Source organism: Pseudonocardia sp. UM4_GMWB1, assembly GCF_017312155.1.
GTDB classification, from domain to species: Bacteria; Actinomycetota; Actinomycetes; order Mycobacteriales; family Pseudonocardiaceae; genus Pseudonocardia; species Pseudonocardia alni.
The window spans coordinates 2,667,651-2,690,659 of record NZ_QJPN01000001.1 but is presented as its reverse complement, the minus strand read 5'-3'; the positions used below and the strand labels follow the sequence as shown (position 1 = coordinate 2,690,659).

The window sequence follows — 23,009 nt, the reverse complement described above, 5'->3', positions numbered from 1 at the left end:
ACGAGATGATCACCGCGGGTGAGCTCGTCACCACGGACTGCACAAGACCCTAGAGGCACGAACGCGCTACGTCGCCCGGTTCAGCCACCCTGCGCGACGAGACGGCCGCAGGACGCGACGAGATGTACGCCACCGCGTGTCACCCGACCGGGGAGCACTGTGGCCGGTGGCCCACACGGCACGACCGGTCGAGCGGTCACCCCGATCCCGCGTCGCCGCAGGTAGCGAGCACACAGCGTGTCCCTGCAGGAAGCGGACGTCACCCGGACGTCGCAGTGGCCGGCGGCTCACCCACCCGGGGTTCACCGACCGTCGGGGCCACGTGCAGTCCGGCGATCCGGACATGCCGCTCGTCCCGCACGACCCTGCGCGCGCCGGGCGGTACGCCCGAGCGGACCAGTGACGCGCCGCCGCGTCGCGCCGCCGCGCTCGGGCCCCGGCGCTGCGCCATGATGGCCGTCGTGTCCGACACGAACAGCCACGACATCACGGCGACCACGGAATGGACGGCGCTGACCGAGCACGCGGCGGAGGTCGAGCCGCGGCACCTGCGGTCGCTGTTCGACGACGACCCCGACCGCGCCGGTGCGCTCACCGCCACCGGGGCCGACCTGGTGCTCGACTACTCCAAGCACCGCATCACCCGCGACACCGTCGGGTTGCTGACGGACCTGGCGCGGGCGGCCGGGCTGCCCGCCCGCACCGAGGCGATGTTCACCGGTGCGCACGTGAACACCTCCGAGGACCGGGCCGTGCTGCACACGGCGCTGCGGCTGCCGCGTGACGCGTCGCTCACCGTCGACGGCCAGGACGTCGTCGCCGACGTGCACGCCGTCCTGGACCGGATGGGCGAGTTCACCGACGCGGTGCGCTCCGGGGCGTGGACCGGATCCACCGGCCGGCGGATCCGCACGGTGGTCAACATCGGCATCGGCGGCTCCGACCTGGGCCCGGTCATGGCCTACGAGGCGCTGCGCGACTACGCGCAGCGCGACCTCGAGTGCCGGTTCGTGTCCAACATCGACCCGACCGACCTGTACGAGAAGACCCGCGACCTCGACCCGGCGACCACGCTGTTCGTCGTCTCGTCGAAGACGTTCACCACGCAGGAGACGCTGACCAACGCCCGCAACGCGCGGTCCTGGCTGCTGTCCGGGCTCGGTACGGACGACACCGGGGCCGTCGCGAAGCACTTCGCCGCGGTCTCCACGAACGCGGAGAAGGTGTCGGAGTTCGGCATCTCCACCGACAACATGTTCGGGTTCTGGGACTGGGTCGGCGGCCGCTATTCGCTGGACTCCGCGATCGGGCTGTCGCTGATGTGCGCGATCGGCCGCGAGCACTTCGCGGAGTTCCTCGCCGGCATGCACGCCATGGACGAGCACTTCCGGCACACCCCCCTCGAGCAGAACCTGCCGGTGATCTCCGGGCTGCTCGGCGTCTGGTACGCGAACTTCTTCGGCGCCGACACCCGCGCGGTGCTGCCGTACTCCCAGTACCTGCACCGGCTGCCCGCCTACCTGCAGCAGCTGACCATGGAGTCCAACGGCAAGTCCGTGCGCGGCGACGGCACCCCGGTCACCACGACCACCGGCGAGATCTTCTGGGGCGAGCCGGGCACCAACGGCCAGCACGCGTTCTACCAGCTGCTGCACCAGGGCACCCGGCTCGTGCCGTGCGACTTCATCGGATTCGCCCGCCCGCACCACGACCTGCCCGGCGAGGACGCCGCCGACTCCCACGACCTGTTCATGGCGAACCTGTTCGCCCAGTCCGCGGCGCTGGCGTTCGGCAAGACCGCCGCGGAGATCGAGGCCGAGGGCACCCCGGCCGACGTCGTGCCGCACAAGGTGATGCCGGGCAACCGGCCGTCGTCGACGATCCTGGCCGAGAAGCTGACCCCGTCGGTGCTGGGGCAGATCATCGCCTTCTACGAGCACGTCACCTTCGTCGAGGGCACGGTCTGGGGCATCGACTCCTTCGACCAGTGGGGAGTGGAGCTCGGCAAGGTCATGGCCAAGCAGTTCGGCCCCGCGCTCCACGACCCGAACCCGCCGGACGCCGGTCTCGACGCGTCCACCGCCGCGCTGATCGGCCGCTACCGCGCCTGGCGCGGCCGTTGAGGCACCTCTTCCGGCGGACGAGCATCGACCGGGAGAGAATCGGCCGGTGAACGATCAACCGTCGGCCCCGCTGCGGGCCCGCGTCACCGGTCCGGTCGCTGCGGTACTGCTGGTGCTCGCCGGGGTGCTCATCGCCCTGGCGTGGACGGGTGTGCTGCAGGGCGGTGACACCGAGACCGCGGTCGGGCTCGCCGCGGACCGGATCCCCGGCGTCACCGTGGTCGCGCTGGTCGTCACCGAGCTCGGCAACACCGTCGGGAGCACGGCGGTCGCGCTCGTCGGCGGGGCCGTGCTCGCGGTGCGCGGCCGGGTCGCGGAGGGCCTGTGCCTGGCCGCGGTCCCGCTCGTCGCGAGCGTGGTGTTCACGATGGTCAAACGGATCCTCGACCGGGCCCGTCCGCCCGCCGACCTGCAGGTGATGGCCGTGGCGAACGAGTCGCTGCCGTCCGGGCACGCGACCATGGTCGCCGCCGCCTGGACGACGCTGGTGCTCGTGCTGTGGCCGGTGCTGCGGTCACGCGGCCGGGTGCTGCTCACCGCGTTCGCGGTGCTGTGGGCGGGGGCCGTCGGGATCACCCGCGTCTATCTGGGTGTGCACTGGCTCTCCGACGTGCTCGCCGGATGGGCGTCCGGGGCGGCGCTCGCGTTCACCGGGGTGACGGTGCTGTCGCTGGTGCTCGACCGCCGGACCCGGCGACGGGACACCGCCCCGGCCTGACCCGGCCGGGCGCCACCCCCGGCGCCGGTCAGGCTGCGGGGTCCCCGTCCGGCGTCCCGGCGCCGGTCAGATCGCCGGTGATGCGCCTGGCCCGCTCCCCCGCCGCGGAGAGGGTACGGGCGTGGTCGTGCCAGGCGCCGATGTCGTCGCGCAGCCACGCCGCGCGCAGGGCCTCGGTCGCCGTCGTCCACTGCCGCAGCAGCGCGACCCCCTCGGCGGCACCGCAGGCCCTCCGGTGGGTCCGCAGTGCGCCGGTCATCGCGAGCACGGCACGCATCGCGGTCGCGACCTTCCCGGTGATCTCGATCGGCACCGGGAGCCCCGCCGTGGCGTGCGCGACGGCGGCCGCGCGGGTCAGCAGCAGCACCACGGCCACGACCCCGACCAGCACGACGACGGCCGCCATCCAGAACGCCGCGCCCGCCACCGGGGTGAACGCGAGCACCAGCACGACGAGCAGGAGCACGGGGACGACCCATCGGGCACCGCGGGCGGTCCGCACCAGGGTGTGGGCACGGCGCTGGGCCGCGGGGTCGGGTGGGGCGTCGTCGGCGCGCACGAGGCCGCGGTCGAGGAAGAGCAGAGCGGTGTCGGACGTGTCCGGCATGGGCTGATTGTGCACGGCCTCCGGTCAGACCTGCTCCTGCGGGCACCACCAGGTCGACCGCCCGCCGACGGTGCCGTGCATCATCTCGGTTCCGCAGCGGGGGCAGTGCCCGCCCGGGTGCCGGTGCTCGACGACCTCACCGGTGTGCACGCCGCCGTTCGCGACGGCCCGCTCCAGCGCGCGGTCGAGGTTGCGGTGCAGCCGGTCCAGGTCGGTGCGGGTCAGGTCGCGCACCGGGGCCTTCGGCGAGATCCGCGCCTGCCACAGCGTCTCGTCGGCCAGCAGGTTCCCGACGCCTGCCAGCACGGACTGGTCGAGCAGCCGTGCCTTCACCGCCGACGTGCCGCGCAGCAGCCGGTCGCGGAACTCGGCCGGCTTCATCCCCTCCGCGTCGGGGCCGAGACCGGACAGGTCGGGGTCGAGCCGGACCCGGCCGAGACGGCGCTTGTCGAACAGCCGGAACTGCCCGCCGTCGTCGAAGGTCATGGTGAACCGGTCCCACTCGGCCTTGCGCGGCTGCCGGTCGGGGCGGGCGGGGCCGCCGCCGATGCGCTCACCGTCGGAGTCGGTGACGACGATCCGTCCGCCCATCCCGAGATGCACGCCGAGCGCGGGCCCCGCCTCGCCGTCGGCGGTCTCGGTGTCGCACCACATGGTCTTGCCGATCCGGTTCGCCCGGGTGAGCCGCCCGCCCTTCAGCGCCGAGGCGATGTCACCGGGACGGTGCGGGCGGCAGACCCAGTCGTCGCGGTCGTCGACGGCGGTGATCGTGCGGCCGACGGCCTCGGCGAGGACCGTGCGTGCGTTCTCCACCTCGGGCAGCTCGGGCATGACGATCAGTGTGGCGTGGCCGGGGAACACCCGCGCGCCGGTCCGTCGTTGGGGCCGGTGTGACTGCTGGTGAACGGATGAAGGTGCGGGCGCCCGAACTGCGCGGACGGCGGTGGCTCAACACCGGCGGCGAGGACGTGACCCTCGCCGGGCTGCGCGGGCGGATCGTGGTGCTCGACTTCTGGACGTTCTGCTGCGTCAACTGCCTGCACGCGCTCGACGAGCTGCGGCCCCTGGAAGCCGAGTTCGGTGACGTCCTGACGATCATCGGGGTGCACTCGCCGAAGTTCCTGCACGAGGCGGACCCGGCCGCCGTCGAGGCCGCCGTGGAGCGCTACGACGTCACCCACCCCGTCCTCGACGACCCGGAGCTCACCACCTGGGACGCCTACGCCGCCCGCGCCTGGCCGACCCTGGCCGTCATCGACCCGGACGGGTTCGTCGTCGCCCGGATGGCGGGCGAGGGGCACGGCCCCGGGCTGGCCGCGCTGGTCCGGGAGCTGGTCGGCACACACGGCGACCGGCTGCGCCGCGGGGACGACCCGTACGTCCCGCCGCCCGCGCCGGACACCGCGCTGCGGTTCCCCGGGAAGGTCGTCGCGCTGCCCGGCGGCACGTTCCTCGTGTCCGACACCGCCCACCACCAGCTCGTCGAGCTGGAGCCCGACCTGGGGACCGAGGTGCGGCGGATCGGGTCCGGGGAGCGCGGGCTCGCCGACGGCGCGACGGCGGCGGCCCGGTTCTCCGAGCCGCAGGGGTTGCTGGTCCTCCCCTCCGGCGACGCCGTGCTGGTCGCCGACACCGTCAACCACGCGGTCCGGCGGGTCGACCTGGCCGACGGCACCGTGTCCACCCTGGTCGGGACCGGTGAGCAGCTGCGCGAACGGGTCGCCGTCGGTGGCGCGTCGGCGCTGCTGTCCTCGCCGTGGGACCTGGCGTGGTGGGGTGGGACGGTCGTCGTCGCGATGGCGGGACCGCACCAGCTGTGGACCCTCGACCCCGCCACCGGTGAGGCCCGGGTCCTGGCCGGGACCACCAATGAGGGACTGCGCGACGGCGCGTTCGACGAGGCGTTCTTCGCCCAGCCGTCCGGGCTGGCCGCCGGCCCCGACGGGACGCTGTGGGTCGCCGACTCCGAGATCTCCGCGCTGCGCCGGGTCGGCGACGGCCCCGGGGCCGCGGTCGCGACAGCCGTCGGGCAGGGGCTGTTCGAGTTCGGGCACCGCGACGGCCCGGCCGCGCAGGCGCTGCTGCAGCACCCGCTCGGGGTGACCGTGCTGCCCGACGGCTCGGTCGCCGTCGCCGACACCTACAACGGCGCGGTGCGCCGGTTCGACCCGGCGACGAACCTGGTCTCCACCCTGGCCGAGGGTCTCGCCGAGCCGTCGGACCTGCTCGTCGACGGCGATACGCTGGTCGTCGTCGAGTCCGCGGCGCACCGGCTGGTGCGGCTGCCCGTCCCGGCCGGGTCGCAGGTGTCCGGCGACGCCCACGTCGTCCGGCGGACCCCGACGGCCCTCGCCCCGGGCGTGGCGCTGCGGATCGGGTTCGCCCCGCCCACCGGGCAGCACCTCGACGACCGGTACGGCGACCCGACGTCGCTGACCGTGGCGGCCGACCCGCCGTCGCTGCTGCTGTCCGGCGGGGGCACCGCGACCGGGCTGACCCGCGAGCTGCGCCTGGACCCGGCCGTCGGCGCCGGGGTGCTGCAGGTCGCGGTGACCGCGGCGGCCTGCGACGACCCGTCCGACGGGTTCGCCGCCTGCCACCGCTACCAGCAGGACTGGGGTATCCCGGTCGAGGTCTCGCCCGGCGCCTCCACGGGGCTCGACCTCGACCTGCGGTCGGTGTGAACCTCAGCGGCGCCAGGGCCCGGTGCCGGCCAGCAAATACCCCGGGTTCTGGATGCCGGCGAACAGGAAGCGGCCGTCCCCGGTGAACGTGGGGCCGGCGAACTCGCTGTCGTTCAGGTCGTTGCGTGCCAGTGCGTAGGGCGCCCCGGTGCGCGGGACCCCGACGAGGTGCTGGACGCCCTCGCCGTCCTCCGCGACGATCGTGCCTCCGTAGGGCGAGACCGTGATGTTGTCCGGCCCGTCGAAGTTCGTCCCGTCGGCGGCCGGGTCGGCGTTCACCCCGAAGATCGTGCGCAGCTCGAGGGTCCCGCGACGCGGGTCGTGGAACCAGATCTGTCCGTCGTGCGGGTTGCGGCTGCCGTCCTCGAGCCGGGCGTAGCTGGCGACGACGAACGCGCCGCCCTCGCCCCACCACGCGCCCTCGAACTTGCGGCTGCGGTGACGCGGTCCGGCGGCAGCTGCACGCGGGTGGACAGCGTCCGGGCGAGCCGGTCCGGCACGTCGGTCCACTCGACGCGGTAGGTCGTTCCCGGCCGGGTGGCCTCGGACAGGTCGGGCACCGGGCGGTCGCCGTCGAGGGCGCGCATCGCCTGCAGACGGCCCGCGGTGTCGCCGCCGGGCCCCTCGGCGAGCGCCTTGAGCTCCCATCGGCGGCCGTCGAACCCGGACGGGGGCACCCAGCGGTACAGCAGCCCGTTGGGGCCGGCGGCGTCCTCGGTCAGGTAGATCGTGCGCGTCGCCGGGTCGACCGCGCACGCCTCGTGCGAGAAGCGGCCCAGGAAACGCAGCGGGGTCGGGCTGTTCCCCGCGTTCTCCCGGCCGGCAGGACTGACCTCGAACACGAAGCCGTGGTCCTTCGTGAGCCCGTTCGTCCCCGCCCGGGCCTCGGTCTCCTCACAGGTCAGCCAGGTGCCCCACGGCGTCACGCCGCCGGCGCAGTTGTTGTGCGTCCCTGCGACGGACACGTACTCACCGGTGCGGCGGCCGGCCCGGTCGACCTCGACATTGGTGGTACCGCCCCCGGCCCCCGGGTCGTAGGTCAGCCCCGGGCGGGCCGGTACGCGGTGCGCCTCCCCGCCGCCGATCTCGTGGTTGTTGACCAGCGTCCAGCCGTCGGGCCGGTCGAAGCAGGCGGTGCCGTCGGTGTCGCTGGGGGTGGGCTCGCCCCCGTCGGTCAACCGGGTCACGCCGGCCTGGGCGACGACGGTGTAGCGGAAGCCGCGGGGCAGCGCGAGCACGCCCCTCGGATCCGCGACGAGCGGGCCGTACCCGGCCCCCCGCAACGGCGGCGGTGCGGCCGAGGCGGAGTGCCCGGCGATGACATCGGTGCTCCCGCCGATTGCGATGCCCAGCCCGACCAGGGCGGAGTTGCGCAGCAGCCGGCGCCGCGACAGGGCGGGGGTGGGGTCGGACGTGGTCACGAGTGCCTCCGTGGTGGTGGGACCAACCACCCGAGTGCACCCGTGGCGGGCGAGCAGAGGGTGACCGGACGCCGCCACGGTGATCACTATTGAGTGACGGTGGCGCTCAGCCCTCCAGCCAGGCGAGCACCGCCATCACGCGGCGGTGGTCGTCCGACGACGGCGGCAGCCCGAGCTTGGTGAAGATCGAGGAGATGTGCTTCTCCACCGCGCCCTGGGTGATCACCATGAGCCGCCCGATGGCGATGTTGGTGCGGCCCTGGGCCATGAGTTCCAGCACCTCGCGCTCGCGCGGGGACAGCTCGGCCAGGGGGTCGCGCCGGCGGCGCTTGGTGAGCAGCGCGGAGACGACCTCGGGGTCCAGCACGGTGCCGCCCGCGGCGACCCGGCCGAGTGCGTCGGAGAGGTCGGCGAGCCTGGACACACGGTCCTTGAGCAGGTACCCGACCCCGCCGCCGGCCTCCAGCAGGTCGGTGGCGTAGGACTCCTCGACGTACTGCGACAGCACCAGGATGCCGACCGACGGGAACCGCCTGCGGATCTCCAGCGCGGCCCGCAGCCCCTCGTCGGTGAACGAGGGCGGCATCCGGACGTCGACGACGGCCACCTCGGGCTGGTGCTCCTCCACCGCGGCGACGAGCGCGGTGCCGTCCCCGACGGCGGCGAGCACCGTCGCGTCCGCCTCCTCCAGCAGCCGGACCAGACCCTCGCGCAGCAGCACCGAGTCCTCGGCGAGGACCACCCGCATCGTCATGGCCCCATCCTGGGTCACGCGTCCCCCAGGCCGGCGACCGGGACCTCCGCGGTCAGGACGGTCGGGCCACCCGGCGGGCTGTCGACCTCCAGGCGTCCCTCGACGATCTCCAGCCGGTCGGCGAGCCCGGCCAGGCCGTGGCCCTTGCCCGGGTGGGCGCCGCCGCAGCCGTCGTCGCGGACGCAGACCCGCAGCAGGGTCTCGTCGACGGTCACGGTGACCGTCACCGCGGTCGCGCCGGCGTGCTTGGCGATGTTGGTGAGCGCCTCGGTCACCACGAAGTACGCGGTGTTCTCGACCAGGGCGGGCAGCCGGGTGCCGTCGTCGAGGCCGACGTCGAGGTCGACCGGGACCGGGCAGCGCCCCGCGGCGGCCCGCAACGCCGGGCCGAGCCCGCGGTCGGCCAGGATCGGCGGCGCGATGCCCCGGGACAGCGCACGCAGTTCCGAGAGCGCTTCGCGGCTCTGTTCCAGGGCCTCGTGCAACAGCGGGCGGGCGCGCTCGGGGTCGTCGTCGAGGCGCCGGACGGCGGACTCCAGGTCCATGCCCAGCCGCACCAGGCGCTGCTGCGGCCCGTCGTGGATGTCGCGTTCGAGCCGGCGCAGGGTCTGCGCCTCGGCCGCGACGGCCGCCCGGCGGCCGGCGGCCAGCGCCAGCGCGCGGGCCCGCAGCGCGGCGGTCTGGTTGGTGAGCAGGCCGCGGGCGAGCAGGGCGCGCACGTCGGTCAGCCAGCGCACGACGGTCGGAAGGGTCATCAGCAGCAGGACGCCGAGCCCGGTGTTGAGCGCGACGTCGCCGAGGGTGGAGTCGATGCCCGTGATCGAGCCGAACAGGGTCCAGTTGTTCGGCCCGCGCGGCAGCGACCACTGCCAGAACACGTAGAACAGCCCGCCCAGGCCGGTGACCGACCACACCAGCGCGATCGCCGCGGTCACCGTCCGCACCGGCAGCGCGGTGACGGCGTGCGCGACGTCGCGCCAGCTCTGCGGGTCGGCCAGGGCCCGGAACAGCCGCCCCATCAGCGAGCGCCCGCGGTTGGGCCGGTAGTGGTGCGGCGGGAGCGGGCCGCCGGTCGCGGCCTCGGTGGCCCGGCGCTCCAGCTCGGCGAACCCGCGCGCCGCGGCCAGCAGCCCGACGGTGATCGGCAGCCCGATCCAGATCACGAACGTCCCCGCGCCCAGCACCAGCCCGACCAGGACCACGACCCCGCTGACGACCGCCAGCGGCAGCCCGGTCAGCAGGTAGGCCATCTGGGCGCCCAGCCGGGTGCGCCCCGGCCACGACGACGGCCAGCCCGGCGGGTGCGGCAGGTGCAGGCCGCCGTCGCGCAGCAGGTACTCGCGCAACGCGCCGTTGCCCCAGCCCTCCAGCGCGCGGACGAGGTGCGGGTCCAGGTGGCTGCCGCCCGGCTCGTCGGGGGCGGGGCGGGGGCGGGTGGCGAGGTCGCGGTCGGCCGGCTCCTCGGACATGCGGTCCTCCTGCTCGGCGCGGCACGGGTGCACCCCGAGGATAGGCGGTGACGAACACCCCGCCGGGGTCGCGTGGGACGGGGGCGACGTGGTGAGCTACCCCTCGGTAACAGACGCGACGACGCGAGAAGGTGTGCCCGTGGACCCCGCCGACCTCACCGACGTCCTGGACTCCGTCCGTGACTTCATCCGCACCGAGGTGGTGCCGGAGGAGGAGCGGATCGACGCCGAGGACGCCGTCCCCGAGCGCATCGTCGCCCAGTGCAAGGAGATGGGCCTCTACGGCTTCACCATCCCCGAGCAGTACGGCGGCCTCGGCCTGACCGCCTCGCAGGAGGTCCGCCTCGCGTTCGAGCTCGGCTGGACGACCCCCGCGCTGCGCTCGCTGTTCGGCACCAACAACGGCATCGCCGGGCACGTGCTGCTGGAGGGCGGCACCGAGGAGCAGAAGAAGCAGTGGCTGCCCCGGCTCGCCTCCGGCGAGGTCACCGCCTCGTTCGGGCTGACGGAGGCCGACGCGGGCTCCGACCCCTCCTCGCTCACCACCCGGGCCGTCCGCGACGGCGACGGCTGGGTCCTCAACGGCTCCAAGCGCTACATCACCAACTCCCCCGTCGCCGACGTGATCATGGTGTTCGCGCGGACCGACCCGGACGCCCCCGGCAACCGCGGCATCTCCACCTTCCTCGTCCCGAAGGGCACCCCCGGCCTCTCGGTCGGGCCGAAGGACCACAAGATGGGCCAGTTCGGCGCCTGGACCGCCGACGTGTACCTCGACGACGTCCGCGTCCCGTTCGAGAACGTCGTCGGCGGCGAGGAGGGCATCGACAAGGGCTTCCTCGTCGCCGCGAAGTGCCTCGCCCACGGCCGGCTGCACATCGGCGCGGTCTGCGTCGGGATGGCCGACCGGCTGGTCCACGAGACCGTCGAGTTCGCCCGCACCCGCGAGCAGGGTGGCAAGCCGATCGCCCGGTTCCAGCTGGTCCAGGGCCTGGTCGCGGACTCGGTGACCGACGCCCGCGCGGGCCGCGGCCTGGTCCTCGACGCCGCCCGCAGCTTCGACGACGGCACCGACATGGTCTCCGGGCCCGCTGCCGCGAAGTACTTCTGCTCGGAGATGGTGGGCCGGGTCGCCGACCGCGCGGTGCAGGTGCACGGCGGGGCGGGCTACATGCGCGGCGTCGCCGTCGAGCGGTTCTACCGCGACGCCCGGCTCTTCCGGATCTACGAGGGCGCCAGCCAGATCCAGCAGGTCATCATCGCCCGCGACGCGCTCGGCCGCGCCGCCCGGGGCTGACCGCACCCCGCGCCCCACACCGCCCCCGCACCACACCGCCCCCGCCCTCCGGGTAGCTCCCAGGGTCACTCTCGTAGCGCTCTAAGCCACGAAAGTGACACTCGGGGCAGCTCCGGGCGGGAGCGGCGCGAGGATGGTTGTCCACAGGGGAGGAAGTCGTCCCGGTTGCGGGGCCGGACGGGGGCACGCTGGTCGGGTGCCCCGACGCAGCGCTCCCTCACCCGCTGAGGTCCTGTCCGAGCTCCGCGAGCCCGTCGTCCCGGTCCGTGAGCTCGAGAGGCTGGGCCTGGACCGCCGGACGATCGCCCGCCGCTGCCGGCCGGGCGGGCCGTGGCGCAGTCTCTGTCCCGGGGTCGTCAAGCTGTCCAACGGCTCCGTGGTCCGTGACGACCGGCAGCGGGCAGCGCTGATCGTCGCTGGGCCGGACGCGATGCTGACCGGGCTCGACGCCTTGCACCTGCACGGGGTGCGCACCGCGCCGTCGCCCCACGGTCCGGTGCACGTGCTCGTCCCGCACGACCGTCGTCGAGGGAGGTGGTCGGTGGTGCGGACGGAACGGACGCGGCGTCTGCCGGTCCCGGGGGCACGCCGGCACCCGGTCGCACCGGTGGTCCGCGCTGCGGTCGACGCGGCTCGGTGCTCCCGCGATCGCGACTTCGTCCGGGACCTGTTCGCCGATCTCCTGCAACACGGGCACGGCACGATCGACGAGCTCCGGGAGGAGCTGGCTGTCTGCAGCAGCCGGGGAGTCGCCCTGCCCCGGGCGGTCCTCGGCGAGATGACCGCGGGAGTGCGCTCCGTGGCCGAGGCCAGGGCGCGGAAGCTGGTTCTCCGCAGCGGTCTGCCGGTGCCGCGGTCCAACGTCCGGCTGACCGACCGGCGTGGCGTCCTGATCGCCGTCGTCGACTTCTGGTGGCCGGAGGCGGGTCTCGCCTGGGAGATCGACTCGATCGAGTTCCACCTCTCCCCGGAGGACTACGCCCGCACCGTGCGCAGGCGGGCCGCGCTCAGCAGGCACGGTGTCGTCGTGGTCCAGACGCTGCCGTCCGACCTGCGACGACGACCGGCCGAGATCGTCGACGAGCTACGTCGATGTCACGCCCGCGCTCTCGCCCAGCCCCGTCCCGACGTCGTCCACCTCGACGACGCCGCCTGAGCCGCGGGGCGGCCCCGGAGGTGCCCCCAGGGGAACTCTCGTAGCGCTCTAAGCCACGAGAGTTCCCCTGGGGGCAGGCCCGGAGGGCCGCGGACGTGAGAGGCAGCAGCCGGGACGACGAAACGGCCCCGCCCGGGGATCCCGGGCGGGGCCGTCGTGTGCTGCGGTCGATCAGTGGGCGGCGGGGCCCCGGTGGTACTCGAACACCAGGCCGCCGACGGCGATCAGCACCAGCGTCATGCCGATGACGATCATCCAGGCGTACCAGAAGGCCACACCCAGGGCGGCGAAGGCGGCCGCGGCGGCCAGACCCAGCGGCCAGTAGCTGCCGGCGGAGAAGAAGCCCACCTCGCCGGCACCGTCGGACACCTCGGCCTCGGGGTTGTCCTCGGGGCGCTCCTCGAGGCGGCGGGAGACGAACCGGAAGTACGTGCCGACGATCAGCGACAGACCCGCGGTCAGCCACAGCGCGGTCACGCCGACGACCTCACCGGCGATGAACATGTACGCCAGCGCGGCCAGGATGAAGAAGCCGGTGACGATCTCGAAGAGCCGGGACTCGATCTTCATGGGGTGCGCGTCCTCCCTCAGCCCGTGACCTGCGCGGCCAGCTGGCCGCGGTCGGTCGAGAACGGCTGCGTGCTGATCGCCTCCGGCGCGCACCACTCGCCGCAGTTCAGCGCCTGCAGCGCCTCGCCGGTCGAGTAGGCCTGCCCGGTCTGCGGGTTGGTCTCCTTGCGGAGCTGGATGTACCGGTCGAACAGCGCGGGCTCCAGGGCACGCACCTCGAAGTTCATCTGGGAGTGGTACGTGCCGCACAGCTCGGCGCAACGACCGACGAACGCGCCCTCACGGTCGATCCGGTCGATGATGTAGCTGTTGTCCTGCTCGTTCCGCTCCGGGAACGGGAAGACGTCGCGCTTGAAGAGGAACTCCGGCACGTAGAACGAGTGGATCACGTCGGGCGAGCGCTGCGTGAACTGGATCGACCGGTCGGTCGGAAGGACCATGATCGGGATCGTGTCGCTCGTCCCCAGCGTGCTCACCGGGCGTCCGCCCTGGCCGGCCTCGTCGGGGTAGGAGAACTCCCAGTTCCACTGGAACCCGACGATGTCGACCCGCAGGTCGGCCGGGCCACCCGCGGTCGGGTTCTCCTTGTCGATGTAGTTCTGCACGTTCACCGTGAAGCCGAAGAGCACGGCCACGATGACGGTGGGGATCGCCGTGAAGACGAGCTCGACCGGCAGGTTGTACTGCGTCTGGCGCGGCAGCGAGCCGTCGTCGTCCTTGCGCTTCCGGTGCAGGATCATCGCCCAGAACATGGCGCCCCAGGTGATGACACCGACGACCAGCGCCGCGATCGCGGACCAGGTCCACAGGTTGCGCATCGACTCGGCTTCGGGGGTCACCCCCTCGGGCCACCCGAACCGGATGACCTCCTGGACCGAGCAACCGGCCAGAGCCGGAGTCGCCAGCAGGCCGACCACGGCCACCTTCGCCGCCCGGGCGATCCGGGAGCGGCCTTCGGTTCGGGCCACTGCACGCCGCCTTCCTGTCGTCTCCTGCGTACGCCGCACTGCCAGCACGTTCTTCCTTGCTCCGCCGTCACGACACCGCGGTCGAAGGGGATCATGTGCCACCCGTATGGAGCACCGTCTTCGACCTCGCGTAGAGCCTAGACGAACCCCGGTCGGGCCGCGCCCCCCGGGGGTTCCCGGACAGGGCGTGAACGTCGTCACCGCCGCAGGGGAAACAGGCAGTCTCGCAGCGGGAAGACCGTTTCGCACCGGGGCGCGCGAGACCCGTCCGGCTGACTCGGCATACTGATCGGTGTGTGCGGACTGCTGGGATTGCTGACCGCCGGGGCGGACGCCGCGACCCGGGTCGACCCGATCGCCGACGGGCTGCGCTGTGCGCGGCATCGGGGACCCGACGAGAGCGAGACGTGGAACGACCACGACCTCGTCCTCGGGTTCAACCGGTTGTCGATCATCGACGTGGACCATTCCCACCAGCCCCTGCACTGGGGGCCGGTGCCGGGCGAGGACACCCGCTACACCATCGTCTTCAACGGCGAGATCTACAACTACCTCGAGCTCCGCGAGGAGCTGATCGAGACCTACGACGCGGCGTTCGCCACCGACGGCGACGGCGAGGTCATCGTTGCGGCGTTCCACTACTGGGGCCCCGACGCCGTGCAGCGCCTGCGCGGCATGTTCGCCTTCGCCATCTGGGACGTCGTGGAGCGCGAGCTGTTCCTGGCCCGCGACCCGTTCGGCATCAAGCCGCTGTTCCTGGCCACCACCCCGGTCGGCACCGCGTTCGCCAGCGAGAAGAAGTCGCTGCTGTCCCTGGCCGGTGAGCTGGAGATCGGGCTGGACCTGGAGCCGGCCGCGCTGCAGCACTACCTGACCCTGCAGTACGTGCCCGAGCCGATGTCGCTGCACCGGATGATCTCGCGCGTCGAGTCCGGCACGCACGTCACCGTGCGCCCCGGCGAGGAGCCGCTGCACCAGCGCTACTTCGCGCCGAAGTTCATCTCGCTGCCCAGCCATGCCCCGGCCAGCGCCGAGGCGGAGGCGATCGTGCACGGCGAGATCGCCGACGTGCTGCGCGACTCGGTCGCCAAGCACATGCGGGCCGACGTCACCGTCGGTGCGTTCCTGTCCGGCGGGATCGACTCCACCGCGATCGCGGCGCTCGCCAAGGAGCACAACCCGAACCTGATCACCTTCACCACCGGGTTCGAGCGCGAGGGCTACTCCGAGGTCGACGTGGCCGCCGAGTCCGCCGCCGCGATCGGCGTGCGGCACGTGGTCCGCACCGTCAAGCCGGACGAGATGATGGAGGCCCTGCCGCTCATCATCTGGTACCTCGACGACCCGGTCGCCGACCCGGCGCTGGTCCCGCTGTGGTTCATCGCCCGCGAGGCCCGCCAGCACGTCAAGGTCGTGCTGTCCGGCGAGGGCGCCGACGAGCTGTTCGGCGGCTACTCGATCTACCGCGAGCCGCTGTCGCTGTCGCCGTTCGAGAAGGTCCCCGGCACGCTCAAGCCGCTCATGCGCCGGGCGTCGCGCAAGATGCCCGAGGGCATGCGGGGCAAGGACCTGCTGCGCCGCGGGTCGCTGTCGATGGAGCAGCGCTACTACGGCAACGCCCGCATCTTCCGCGACGACCAGCTGCACGAGGTCCTGCGCGGCTACGACCCGCGGGTGTCGCACCAGGACGTGACGGCACCGCACTACTTCGCCAGCCACGACTGGGACCCGGTCGCCCGGATGCAGCACGTGGACCTGTTCACCTGGCTGCGCGGCGACATCCTGGTCAAGGCCGACAAGATGACGATGGCGCACTCGCTGGAGCTGCGGGTGCCGTTCCTCGACCCCGAGGTCTTCGACATCGCTTCGTCGCTCCCGCAGTCGCAGAAGATCACCCACGGCTCGAACGGCACCACGAAGTACGCGCTGCGCCGGGCCTGCGAGGGCATCATCCCGCCGCACGTGCTCAACCGGCCGAAGCTCGGCTTCCCGGTGCCGATCCGGCACTGGCTGCGCGACGAGATGTACGCCTGGGCGCGCGACATCCTGCAGAACTCCGGTGCCGGGCACCTGATCGACCTGCAGGCCGTGCACCGCATGCTCGACGCGCACCGCGAGGGCCCGGTCGACCACTCCCGCCGGATCTGGGCGGTGCTGGTCTTCCTACTGTGGCACGGGATCTTCGTCGAGAAGCGGATCGTGCCGGAGGTCCCGACCCCGACCTACCCGGTCAAGATCTGAGCGGTCCCGCATGACGGACGGGCCGGCACCCCTGAGGGGTGCCGGCCCGTCGGCGTCCGGAGGGGGTCAGGCGGGCAGGACGGCGCGCAGCTCGTCGGCCGCGGCCTCGCCGAACGCGTCGGCCAGGCGGGTCAGCGCGGCGTCGCGGTCCCAGGTCCACTCCTGCGGGCCGTCGGACTCCAGCACGTAGGTCGCGATGAGCGCTCCCAGCTGCGCCGAGCGCTCGACCGACAGGCCGCCGCCGAGGGCGGTCAGGAACCCGGCGCGCCAGGCGTCGCCGACACCGGTCGGGTCGACCTGCTCGGTCGGCGCGACGACGTCGACGCGGGTCTCGGTGCCGTCGGACTCCACGATCACCGCGCCCTTCTCGCCGAAGGTGGTGATCCGGGTGCCGACCTTCGCGTCGACCTCCTCTGCGCTCCAGCCGGTCTTCTTGAGCAGCAACTCGTACTCGTAGTCGTTGGTGACCAGGTACGTCGCGCCCTCGATGAGGCGGCGGACCTCGGGGCCCTCCATCCGGGCGAGCTGCTGGGAGGGGTCGGCGAGGAAGGGGTAGCCCTGGGTGCGGCACTCGTCGGTGTGGCGCAGCATGGCCTCGGGGTCGCTGGCACCGATGAGCACCAGGTCGAACCCGCCGACGCGCTCGGCGATCGGGGCGAGCTCGATCTCCTTCGACTTGGCCATGGCGCCGGTGTAGAACGACGCGATCTGGCGCATGTCGTCGTCGGTGGTGCAGACGAAGCGGGCGGTGTGGACGTCGTCGTGGGTGTGCACCCCGGAGGTGTCGACACCCAGGTCGTCGAGGACCTGTTTGTACTCGGCGAAGTCGGCACCGACGGCGCCGATCAGCACCGGGTTCTGGCCGAGCACACCGAGCGCGAAGGCGATGTTGCCGGCCACGCCGCCCCGGCGGACCGTCAGGTCGTCGACCAGGAAGCTGACCGAGATCCGGTCCAGCTGGTCGGCCAGGATCTGCTCGGAGAACTTCCCCGGGAAATGCATGAGGTTGTCGGAGGCGATCGAACCCGTCACGGCAATAGGCACACCGGGGACCCTACGTCACTCACGGCGAAGGGCCCCGCCGGAGATCACCGGCGGGGCCCTTCGGAGGTGCTGCTGTGCGACGTCAGTTGAAGCTGTCGCCACAGGCGCAGGAGCCGCCCGCGTTCGGGTTGTCGATCGTGAAGCCCTGCTTCTCGATGGTGTCGACGAAGTCGATCGTGGCGCCCTGCAGGTACGGGGCGCTCATCCGGTCGACGCCGACCTTGAGACCGTGGAAGTCACGGAAGAGGTCACCGTCGAGCGACCGGTCGTCGAAGAAGAGCTGGTAGCGCAAGCCGGCACAGCCACCGGGCTGCACGGCGATGCGCAGGTGCATGTCGTCGCGGCCCTCCTGCTCGAGCAGGGTGCGCGCCTTGACGGCAGCGGAGTCGGTCAGCTCCACGCCGTGCGTCTGCTCCGTGGTCGCGCCCGCGTCCAAGGTGTTGTCAACGGTCATGACTCTCCCAACAACGTGCGTGGTCCGCCCTGTTCCCACCGGGCGTCGGAATCCATAGTACGACGTCGGGCCGGTCCGCATCCGTGCGGAGACCGTGCGAATCGCCGACGGACGGGTGACGGGGCTCACCGGCTCCAGCGCGGTGCGACACGCTCCGCCAGGTCGGCGAGTGTCCCGGCCGGGTCCGCCATCGAGGCCTCCAGGCCGAACTCCTCCGCCACCCCGAACGCCGCGTCGACCCCGGCCGCCGCGGCCTCCCGGCGGCCCACACTGACCTGACCGGCCAGCACCACGCACGGCGTCCCGCGGTCGGCCGCACCCCGCGCGACGGCGGTGATCAGCTTCCCGCGCAGCGACTGCCAGTCGAAGCTGCCCTCCCCCGTGACGGCCAGGTCGGCGGCGTCCAGCTCGGCGTCGAGGCCGACCAGATCGCGGACCAGTCCGGCTCCGGACTCGACGCGCGCGCCGAGGGCGAGCAGCGCGGCGCCGAGACCACCCGCGGCGCCCGCGGCGGGCCGGTCGCGCACCTCGCGCCCGGCCAGGTCGGCGAGCACCCCGGCGAACACGGTCAGCGCGCCGTCCAGCTCGGCGACGGCGGCGTCGTCGGCGCCCTTCTGCGGACCGAACACGGCGGCGGCGCCATGCGGTCCGAGCAGGGGGTTGTCGACGTCGCTCGCCGCCACCAGGGTCATTCCACCCAGGTCGGGGGCCCCGTCGAGACGGGCACAGCAGTCCAGGGCCGCGCCGCCGGGCGGGAGCGGGAGGCCGTCGTCGTCGACGGGGACGGCGCCGAGCGCGGCCAGCAGACCGGCGCCGCCGTCGGTGGTGGCGGACCCGCCGAGCCCCACGACGGCGGTCATGACGCCGGCGTCGCGGGCGGCGGCGAGCAGCTCCCCCACCCCGGACGTCGTCGCGGTGCGGGCGACCCCGGGGACCCGGTCCTCGCGCGGGACGTGGTGCAGCCCGCACGCCGAGGCGCACTCCAGGTAGGCCGTGTCGCCGACGCGCAGCCAGGACCCGGTCACCGGGTCACCGAGCGGACCGGTGACCTCCAGCTCGTGCACGGTCCCGCCGAGCGCGGTGTGCAGGACCTCCGCGAAGCCGGTGCCGCCGTCGGCGAGGGGGACGATCGCGACGTCGGCGCCCGGCACGCCGCGCCGCCAGCCCGCGGCGATCGCCTCGGCCGCCTCCCGTGCGCTGAGGGTTCCGCCGAAGGAATCGGGAGCCACCACGATGCGCATGCGGGGCAGGCTAGCGGCGGCCCGTATTGTGGACACCTGTGAGGTTCCTGCGCCGCTCCGAGAGCTCCGACCAGGCCGGTCAGACGGCCGTCGAGTCCCCGGCGGGCACGGACGCTGCGGAGACGGAGGACGAGGGCGCGACCCGCTCGCGTCCCCACACCACCCCCGGCAAGGGCCGGGCGACACCGAAGCGCCGTGACGCCGAGGGCAGGCGGCGCGGTCCCGCGCCGCCCCCGCCGCGCACCCAGCGGGAGGCCGCGAAGCTGGCCCGCGCCACCCGGCCGTCGAAGGACGAGCGCCGGGCGAAGGCACTGGAGCGCCGCAAGCGGATGGACGCCGGCGACGACCGCGTGCTGCTCCCCCGCGACCGCGGCAAGGTGCGGGCGTACGTGCGCGACATCGTCGACTCGCGCCCGCACGTCATCGGGCTGTTCCTGCCGCTGGCCGCGCTCGTGCTGGTCGCCGCGCTGATCCAGAACCCGGTGATCCAGCAGTACGTCACGCTGTTCACGTTCCTGATGCTGATCGTGATGGTCGTCGAGGGCACGCTGCTGGGCATGCAGGTCCTGAAGAAGGCCCGCGCGAAGTTCCCCGACGAGGAGATCAAGGGCCTCGGCACCGGGTGGTACGCGTTCTCCCGCGCCACCCAGCCGCGCCGCATGCGCGTGCCCAAGCCGCGCGTCAAGCGCGGCGACACGGTCTGACACCGTCCCGGCGGGCCCCTGCTCTCAGAGCACGAGCGGCCCGCCGGGCAGGTCCAGCACGGCCTGCAGCGACGGCGTCTCCCCCGCGACGACCTCGGCCTCCCCACCCGCACCGACCGCGTCGAGCAGTGCGGTCACCCGCTCCGGCTCGGGGTGGGTCAGGCGCAGCGTGCGCAGGCTCGCCGGGACCGGCAGGTCGGACGACGGGTGCCGGGTGATGCCCCAGTCGATGAGGAACGGCAGCACCCCACCCGCGTCGTCGGGCGGGAACGCGAGCCGCCACGCGAGCAGCGTGCCGTCCGGGCGCCTACGGGACATGTCCCGGGCGGGTCCCGGGTCGTGCCCGGCGGCGCGGGCCGCGTCGAGCGCGGCGTCGAGGTCGTCGACACGCACCGCCCAGGTCACCAGCGCGGGTGCGGTCAGGGTGTCGATCCGGAACGGGCGCGGTGCGCCCGGCTCGTCCTGCGCGGGGTCGGGGCCGACGACCTCCAGGTACCGGCCCGGCCCGATCCCGGCCAGCCGGTTGCGGGTGCCGACACCGACGTGCGGCCCGCCCTCGAGCGTGTGGAGATGACGTCCGGCCAGGTCAGCGGCGGTGTCGTCGACGTCGGGGGTGGCCAGGACCAGATGATCGAGCACCTTCGCGACGCTACCGGGGACCGGTAGGACACGATGTGCGGCGTGACTCCTCCCGTCGAACTGCGGACGCTCGTCCTCGGGGGCACGCGCTCCGGCAAGTCGCGGCACGCCGAGGAACTGCTCGGCGACGACGCGGCGGTCCGCTACCTCGCGACCGGCCGGCGGATCCCCGGCGACACCGACTGGGACGCGCGCATCGCCGCGCACGCCGCCCGGCGTCCCGCCCACTGGACCACCGAGGAGGTCGGCGGCACCGAGCTGGCGACCGCACTCGCCCGGCCCGGCCCGGTGCTGGTCGACGACCTGGCGACCTGGCTGACCGGGGTCCTCGACGATGCCGGCGCCTGGGACGCCCCGGTCGTGCCCGCCACGGTCGACGCCGCCGTCGACGGCCTGGTCGCCGCGGTGGCCGCCGCGCCGGGACCGCTGGTGCTGGTCTCCGCCGAGACGGGGCTGGGAGTCGTGCCGGACACCCGCGCCGGGCGGCTGTTCCGTGACCGGCTGGGTGAGCTGAACGCCGCCGTCGCGCGGGTGTGCGACGACGTCGTGCTGGTGGTGGCGGGGCGGGCGCTCACCCTGCCGACTCCCGCCGTCACCGAGCCGGGCGCCGGTGTCGCCCCGACACCCGGCCCCACGGCGTCGGCCGCGGGGACACACGCCGGTCCCGTCCTGGCGGGCCCCGCCTCCGGGCTCGACGCAGCGGGAGCAGGCGCACCCGGCCCCGCCACCGGGTCCGCGACTCCCGAGAGGACCGGTGTCCCGGCTGCCGGAGCCGGCGGGCCCGTCGGCACCGACGTCGCCGACCCCGACGGCGACGTCGCGGGCACCCCCGCCGGGGTCCCGGGTGCGGTCCTCCCCGCGACCGGGGCGGCCGCGGGCGCCGTCGCCGGAGCCGCGACGACCCCCGCCTCGATCACCGAGTCCGACGTGGAGATCGTCCCGGTCACCGTCGGACGGCCGGACTCCCGCAGCCGCCGTGCGGCCGTCGCCCTGGTCGAGGGGCTCGCCATGCCCACCGGCGGGCTCGGCAGGCTCGGCGAGCTGGGCGTGTGGCTGGCGTCCTGCCAGGGCACCTGTCCCCCGCAGGCGCCCGTGCGCGCCCGGGTGGTGCTGCTCGCCGCCGACCACGGCATCGCCGGGAACGGCGTCTCGGCCTACCCGCCGCAGGTGTCCGCGGTGCGCGCCACCGCCGCCGCGGCCGGACGGCTGCCGGTCACCGTCGCCGCGCGGGCCGCCGGGGCGACCGTGCGGGTCCTCGACGTCGGGCTCGTGTCCGGGGCCGAGGGCGCCGAGCCGGGCTGGCTCGTCGCGCACGGCACCGGCCGGATCGACCGCGAGGACGCCCTGGACGGTGAGCGCGCCACCGCGGCGTGGCTGACCGGGCGGCGGCTGGCCGACGCCGAGATCGACGCCGGCGCGGACCTGCTGATCCCGGCGACGCTCGGCGTCGGCGTGACGACCCCCGCCGCGACGCTCGTCGCGGCCGTGACCGGGGCCGAGCCCGTCGCGGTCGTGGGGCGGGCCTCGGGGATCGACGACCGCGCCTGGATGCGGAAGGCCGTCGCGATCCGTGACGCGCTGCGCCGGGCCCGTCCGCACCTGCGCGACCCGCTGGCGCTGCTGCGCACCGTCGGCGGCACGGACCTGATCGTGCTCGCCGGGTTCCTCGCCCGGGCCGCGGAGCGCAAGGTGCCCGCGGTGCTCGACGGTCTGGCCGTCGGCGCGGCGGCCCTGCTCGCCGACGAGCTGGCCCCCGGCGCGAAGGACTGGTGGGTCGCCGCGCAGCCGTCGACCGAACCGGCCGCGACGCTCGTCCTGGAGCACCTGTCGCTGGTGCCGCTGCTGGACCTGGCGGTGCGCACCGAGGACGGCACCGCCGCGGTGACGGCGCTGCCGCTGCTGGTCGCCGCGGCGCGGCTGCTCGCCGAGACCGGGACCGCGCACGACACCGGCGTCGTCCCGGGTGACGTGACGGCGCCGGCCGGCGCCGGCCGGTGAGCGGACCCCGGCCCGGTCCCCTCGCAGGGCTCGCGCTGGCGGTCAGCTGGCTGACCGTCGTGCCCGCCCGGGTCCGCACCTCCGGCGACGGCGCGCTGCCCGACGGCGTCGCCGCGGCCGCCCTGCGCTGGGCGCCGCTGGTCGGCGCCGGGCTCGGAGTAGCGGGCGGGGCGCTGCTCACCGGATTGGTCGCCGCCGGGGTGTCCCCGCTGGTCGCGGGCCTGCTGACGGTCGGGGCGGGTGCGCTCGCGACGCGCGGGATGCACGTCGACGGCATCGCCGACACCGCCGACGGCCTGGGCAGCTACGGCCCGCCGGAGCGGGCACTGCGGATCATGGCCGACGGCGGGGCCGGACCGTTCGCCGTCGTCACGCTGCTGGTAGTGCTGGGCGCCCGCGCCGCCGCCCTCGCGCAGCTGGCGTCCGCGCCGCCCGCGGTCGTGCTCGTCGCCTGCGCGCTGGCCGCGGCGACCGGGCGGGCCGGGTTCTGCTGGGTCGCGCGCCGCGGGACGCCCGCTGCGCGCCCGGGCGGGCTGGGCGCGACGGTCGCCGGGTCGCAGCCGGTGTGGGTGGCGCCGCTGTGGTGGGTCGGGCTGGCCGCGGCCGCCGCCGTGGCGCTGGCCGCCGCGACGGGACCGGCGGGCCCCGTCGTGACGACGGCGGCCGTGCTGGGGGCGGTGCTGCTCGCGGCGCTGCTGGTGGTGGGGCTGGCCCGCCACACCCGGCGCCGGTTCGGCGGGATGAGCGGTGACGTGCTGGGAGCGGCCTGCGAGGTGGGCGGGACCGCCGTCCTCGTCGTGCTGGCGGCCGCGCTCACCGGGTGACCCGGCGCCTGATCGAGCCGGTCCACGCGGCAGGCGGTCACATGATCACCGGTTGTGGAGCGTTCCGTCCGCGAGGCGGGCGCAGGACTCCACAACC

General features: G+C 74.1%; 20 protein-coding genes and 1 pseudogene. 9 read left to right on the top strand and 12 right to left on the bottom strand.

Features of this window, described 5'->3' with window-relative positions; genetic code table 11:
• Positions 1–461: 461 nt before the first annotated feature.
• Positions 462–2,123: a glucose-6-phosphate isomerase gene (pgi, locus tag DMP15_RS13055; protein WP_337825940.1), complete on the top strand. Its 1,662-nt coding sequence runs from the start codon at positions 462–464 to the stop codon at positions 2,121–2,123.
• 46 nt (positions 2,124–2,169) lie between these two features.
• The gene (locus DMP15_RS13050; protein WP_337825939.1) at positions 2,170–2,841 is read left to right on the top strand and encodes a phosphatase PAP2 family protein; all 672 of its coding nucleotides are present in this window, start codon (positions 2,170–2,172) and stop codon (positions 2,839–2,841) included.
• A gap of 28 nt (positions 2,842–2,869) precedes the next feature.
• On the opposite strand, the gene DMP15_RS13045 is transcribed toward DMP15_RS13050, so the two are convergent.
• Together DMP15_RS13045 and DMP15_RS13040 are read right to left on the bottom strand one after the other, a co-directional pair.
• Positions 2,870–3,448 carry a hypothetical protein gene (locus DMP15_RS13045; protein WP_073574138.1) on the bottom strand — a complete coding sequence of 193 codons (579 nt, stop codon included), beginning with the start codon at positions 3,446–3,448 and terminating at the stop codon, positions 2,870–2,872.
• Between the two features lie 24 nt (positions 3,449–3,472).
• Entirely contained in the window at positions 3,473–4,279 is an 807-nt protein-coding gene (locus DMP15_RS13040; RefSeq protein ID WP_073574402.1) for an Fpg/Nei family DNA glycosylase, read from the bottom strand.
• Between the two features lie 77 nt (positions 4,280–4,356).
• Between DMP15_RS13040 and DMP15_RS13035 the strand changes: the two genes are divergently transcribed.
• Positions 4,357–6,132: an NHL domain-containing thioredoxin family protein gene (locus DMP15_RS13035; RefSeq protein ID WP_337825938.1), complete on the top strand. Its 1,776-nt coding sequence runs from the start codon at positions 4,357–4,359 to the stop codon at positions 6,130–6,132.
• 3 nt (positions 6,133–6,135) lie between these two features.
• Here DMP15_RS13035 and DMP15_RS13030 read toward each other — a convergent pair whose 3' ends face one another.
• The 4 genes and pseudogenes from DMP15_RS13030 to DMP15_RS13015 form a co-directional block, all read right to left on the bottom strand.
• Entirely contained in the window at positions 6,136–6,780 is a 645-nt protein-coding gene (locus tag DMP15_RS13030; protein ID WP_255497663.1) for an alkaline phosphatase PhoX, read from the bottom strand.
• Positions 6,675–7,370, bottom strand: a pseudogene (locus DMP15_RS13025) (alkaline phosphatase PhoX); the annotation flags it as partial. The pseudogene DMP15_RS13025 and the gene DMP15_RS13030, both read right to left, overlap by 106 nt.
• Positions 7,371–7,659: 289 nt before the next feature.
• Positions 7,660–8,301 (bottom strand): response regulator transcription factor, encoded by a 642-nt coding sequence (locus tag DMP15_RS13020; RefSeq protein WP_073574403.1) that lies wholly within the window; start codon positions 8,299–8,301, stop codon positions 7,660–7,662.
• Positions 8,302–8,321: 20 nt separating this feature from the next.
• Positions 8,322–9,776, bottom strand: coding sequence for a sensor histidine kinase (locus DMP15_RS13015; protein WP_337825937.1), 1,455 nt, complete (start codon positions 9,774–9,776; stop codon positions 8,322–8,324).
• Between the two features lie 139 nt (positions 9,777–9,915).
• Here DMP15_RS13015 and DMP15_RS13010 point away from each other — a divergent pair, with 139 nt between their 5' ends.
• Positions 9,916–11,073: an acyl-CoA dehydrogenase family protein gene (locus DMP15_RS13010; protein ID WP_337825936.1), complete on the top strand. Its 1,158-nt coding sequence runs from the start codon at positions 9,916–9,918 to the stop codon at positions 11,071–11,073.
• Positions 11,074–11,269: 196 nt separating this feature from the next.
• Positions 11,270–12,229: a hypothetical protein gene (locus tag DMP15_RS13005; protein ID WP_073574141.1), complete on the top strand. Its 960-nt coding sequence runs from the start codon at positions 11,270–11,272 to the stop codon at positions 12,227–12,229.
• 171 nt (positions 12,230–12,400) lie between these two features.
• Here DMP15_RS13005 and DMP15_RS13000 read toward each other — a convergent pair whose 3' ends face one another.
• The gene (locus DMP15_RS13000; protein WP_062395961.1) at positions 12,401–12,799 is read right to left on the bottom strand and encodes a cytochrome c oxidase subunit 4; all 399 of its coding nucleotides are present in this window, start codon (positions 12,797–12,799) and stop codon (positions 12,401–12,403) included.
• A 17-nt stretch (positions 12,800–12,816) separates the two neighbouring features.
• Complete coding sequence (gene ctaC, locus DMP15_RS12995) at positions 12,817–13,767, bottom strand: aa3-type cytochrome oxidase subunit II (RefSeq protein ID WP_073574142.1); 951 nt, start codon at positions 13,765–13,767, stop codon at positions 12,817–12,819.
• Positions 13,768–14,061: 294 nt separating this feature from the next.
• Here ctaC and asnB point away from each other — a divergent pair, with 294 nt between their 5' ends.
• Positions 14,062–16,008 (top strand): asparagine synthase (glutamine-hydrolyzing), encoded by a 1,947-nt coding sequence (gene asnB / locus DMP15_RS12990; RefSeq protein WP_043282739.1) that lies wholly within the window; start codon positions 14,062–14,064, stop codon positions 16,006–16,008.
• Positions 16,009–16,074: 66 nt separating this feature from the next.
• Here asnB and DMP15_RS12985 read toward each other — a convergent pair whose 3' ends face one another.
• From DMP15_RS12985 to DMP15_RS12975, 3 genes are all read right to left on the bottom strand, one after another.
• Positions 16,075–17,010, bottom strand: a complete 936-nt coding sequence (locus DMP15_RS12985; protein WP_100880531.1) for a carbohydrate kinase family protein — start codon at positions 17,008–17,010, stop codon at positions 16,075–16,077.
• 124 nt (positions 17,011–17,134) lie between these two features.
• A complete protein-coding gene (locus DMP15_RS12980; protein ID WP_062395963.1) occupies positions 17,135–17,506 on the bottom strand; it encodes a HesB/IscA family protein in 372 nt (123 codons plus the stop codon).
• Positions 17,507–17,631: 125 nt separating this feature from the next.
• On the bottom strand, positions 17,632–18,747 hold the full coding sequence (locus DMP15_RS12975; RefSeq protein WP_337825935.1) for a glycerate kinase family protein: 1,116 nt from the start codon (positions 18,745–18,747) through the stop codon (positions 17,632–17,634).
• A 38-nt stretch (positions 18,748–18,785) separates the two neighbouring features.
• On the opposite strand from DMP15_RS12975, the gene DMP15_RS12970 reads away from it, so the two are divergent.
• Positions 18,786–19,451: a DUF3043 domain-containing protein gene (locus DMP15_RS12970; RefSeq protein ID WP_073574146.1), complete on the top strand. Its 666-nt coding sequence runs from the start codon at positions 18,786–18,788 to the stop codon at positions 19,449–19,451.
• A 24-nt stretch (positions 19,452–19,475) separates the two neighbouring features.
• Here DMP15_RS12970 and DMP15_RS12965 read toward each other — a convergent pair whose 3' ends face one another.
• Entirely contained in the window at positions 19,476–20,090 is a 615-nt protein-coding gene (locus tag DMP15_RS12965) for a VOC family protein (RefSeq protein WP_073574147.1), read from the bottom strand.
• A 42-nt stretch (positions 20,091–20,132) separates the two neighbouring features.
• Here DMP15_RS12965 and DMP15_RS12960 point away from each other — a divergent pair, with 42 nt between their 5' ends.
• Positions 20,133–22,088, top strand: a complete 1,956-nt coding sequence (locus DMP15_RS12960; protein WP_337825934.1) for a bifunctional adenosylcobinamide kinase/adenosylcobinamide-phosphate guanylyltransferase — start codon at positions 20,133–20,135, stop codon at positions 22,086–22,088.
• Positions 22,085–22,912 carry an adenosylcobinamide-GDP ribazoletransferase gene (locus tag DMP15_RS12955; RefSeq protein WP_337825933.1) on the top strand — a complete coding sequence of 276 codons (828 nt, stop codon included), beginning with the start codon at positions 22,085–22,087 and terminating at the stop codon, positions 22,910–22,912. The genes DMP15_RS12960 and DMP15_RS12955 overlap by 4 nt, the downstream gene beginning before the upstream one ends.
• The last annotated feature ends 97 nt before the right edge of the window (positions 22,913–23,009 follow it).

Excerpts from the sequence above, each read along its gene's own strand:
- DMP15_RS13045 (WP_073574138.1), bottom strand. The coding sequence starts at position 3,448 with ATGCCGGACACGTCCGACACCGCTCTGCTCTTCCTCGACCGCGGCCTC.
- DMP15_RS13040 (WP_073574402.1), bottom strand. The coding sequence starts at position 4,279 with ATGCCCGAGCTGCCCGAGGTGGAGAACGCACGCACGGTCCTCGCCGAG.
- DMP15_RS13035 (WP_337825938.1), top strand. The coding sequence starts at position 4,357 with ATGAAGGTGCGGGCGCCCGAACTGCGCGGACGGCGGTGGCTCAACACC.
- DMP15_RS13030 (WP_255497663.1), bottom strand. The coding sequence starts at position 6,780 with ATGGGAGCTCAAGGCGCTCGCCGAGGGGCCCGGCGGCGACACCGCGGG.
- DMP15_RS13020 (WP_073574403.1), bottom strand. The coding sequence starts at position 8,301 with ATGCGGGTGGTCCTCGCCGAGGACTCGGTGCTGCTGCGCGAGGGTCTG.
- DMP15_RS13015 (WP_337825937.1), bottom strand. The coding sequence starts at position 9,776 with ATGTCCGAGGAGCCGGCCGACCGCGACCTCGCCACCCGCCCCCGCCCC.
- DMP15_RS13000 (WP_062395961.1), bottom strand. The coding sequence starts at position 12,799 with ATGAAGATCGAGTCCCGGCTCTTCGAGATCGTCACCGGCTTCTTCATC.
- DMP15_RS12985 (WP_100880531.1), bottom strand. The coding sequence starts at position 17,010 with ATGCATTTCCCGGGGAAGTTCTCCGAGCAGATCCTGGCCGACCAGCTG.
- DMP15_RS12980 (WP_062395963.1), bottom strand. The coding sequence starts at position 17,506 with ATGACCGTTGACAACACCTTGGACGCGGGCGCGACCACGGAGCAGACG.
- DMP15_RS12975 (WP_337825935.1), bottom strand. The coding sequence starts at position 18,747 with ATGCGCATCGTGGTGGCTCCCGATTCCTTCGGCGGAACCCTCAGCGCA.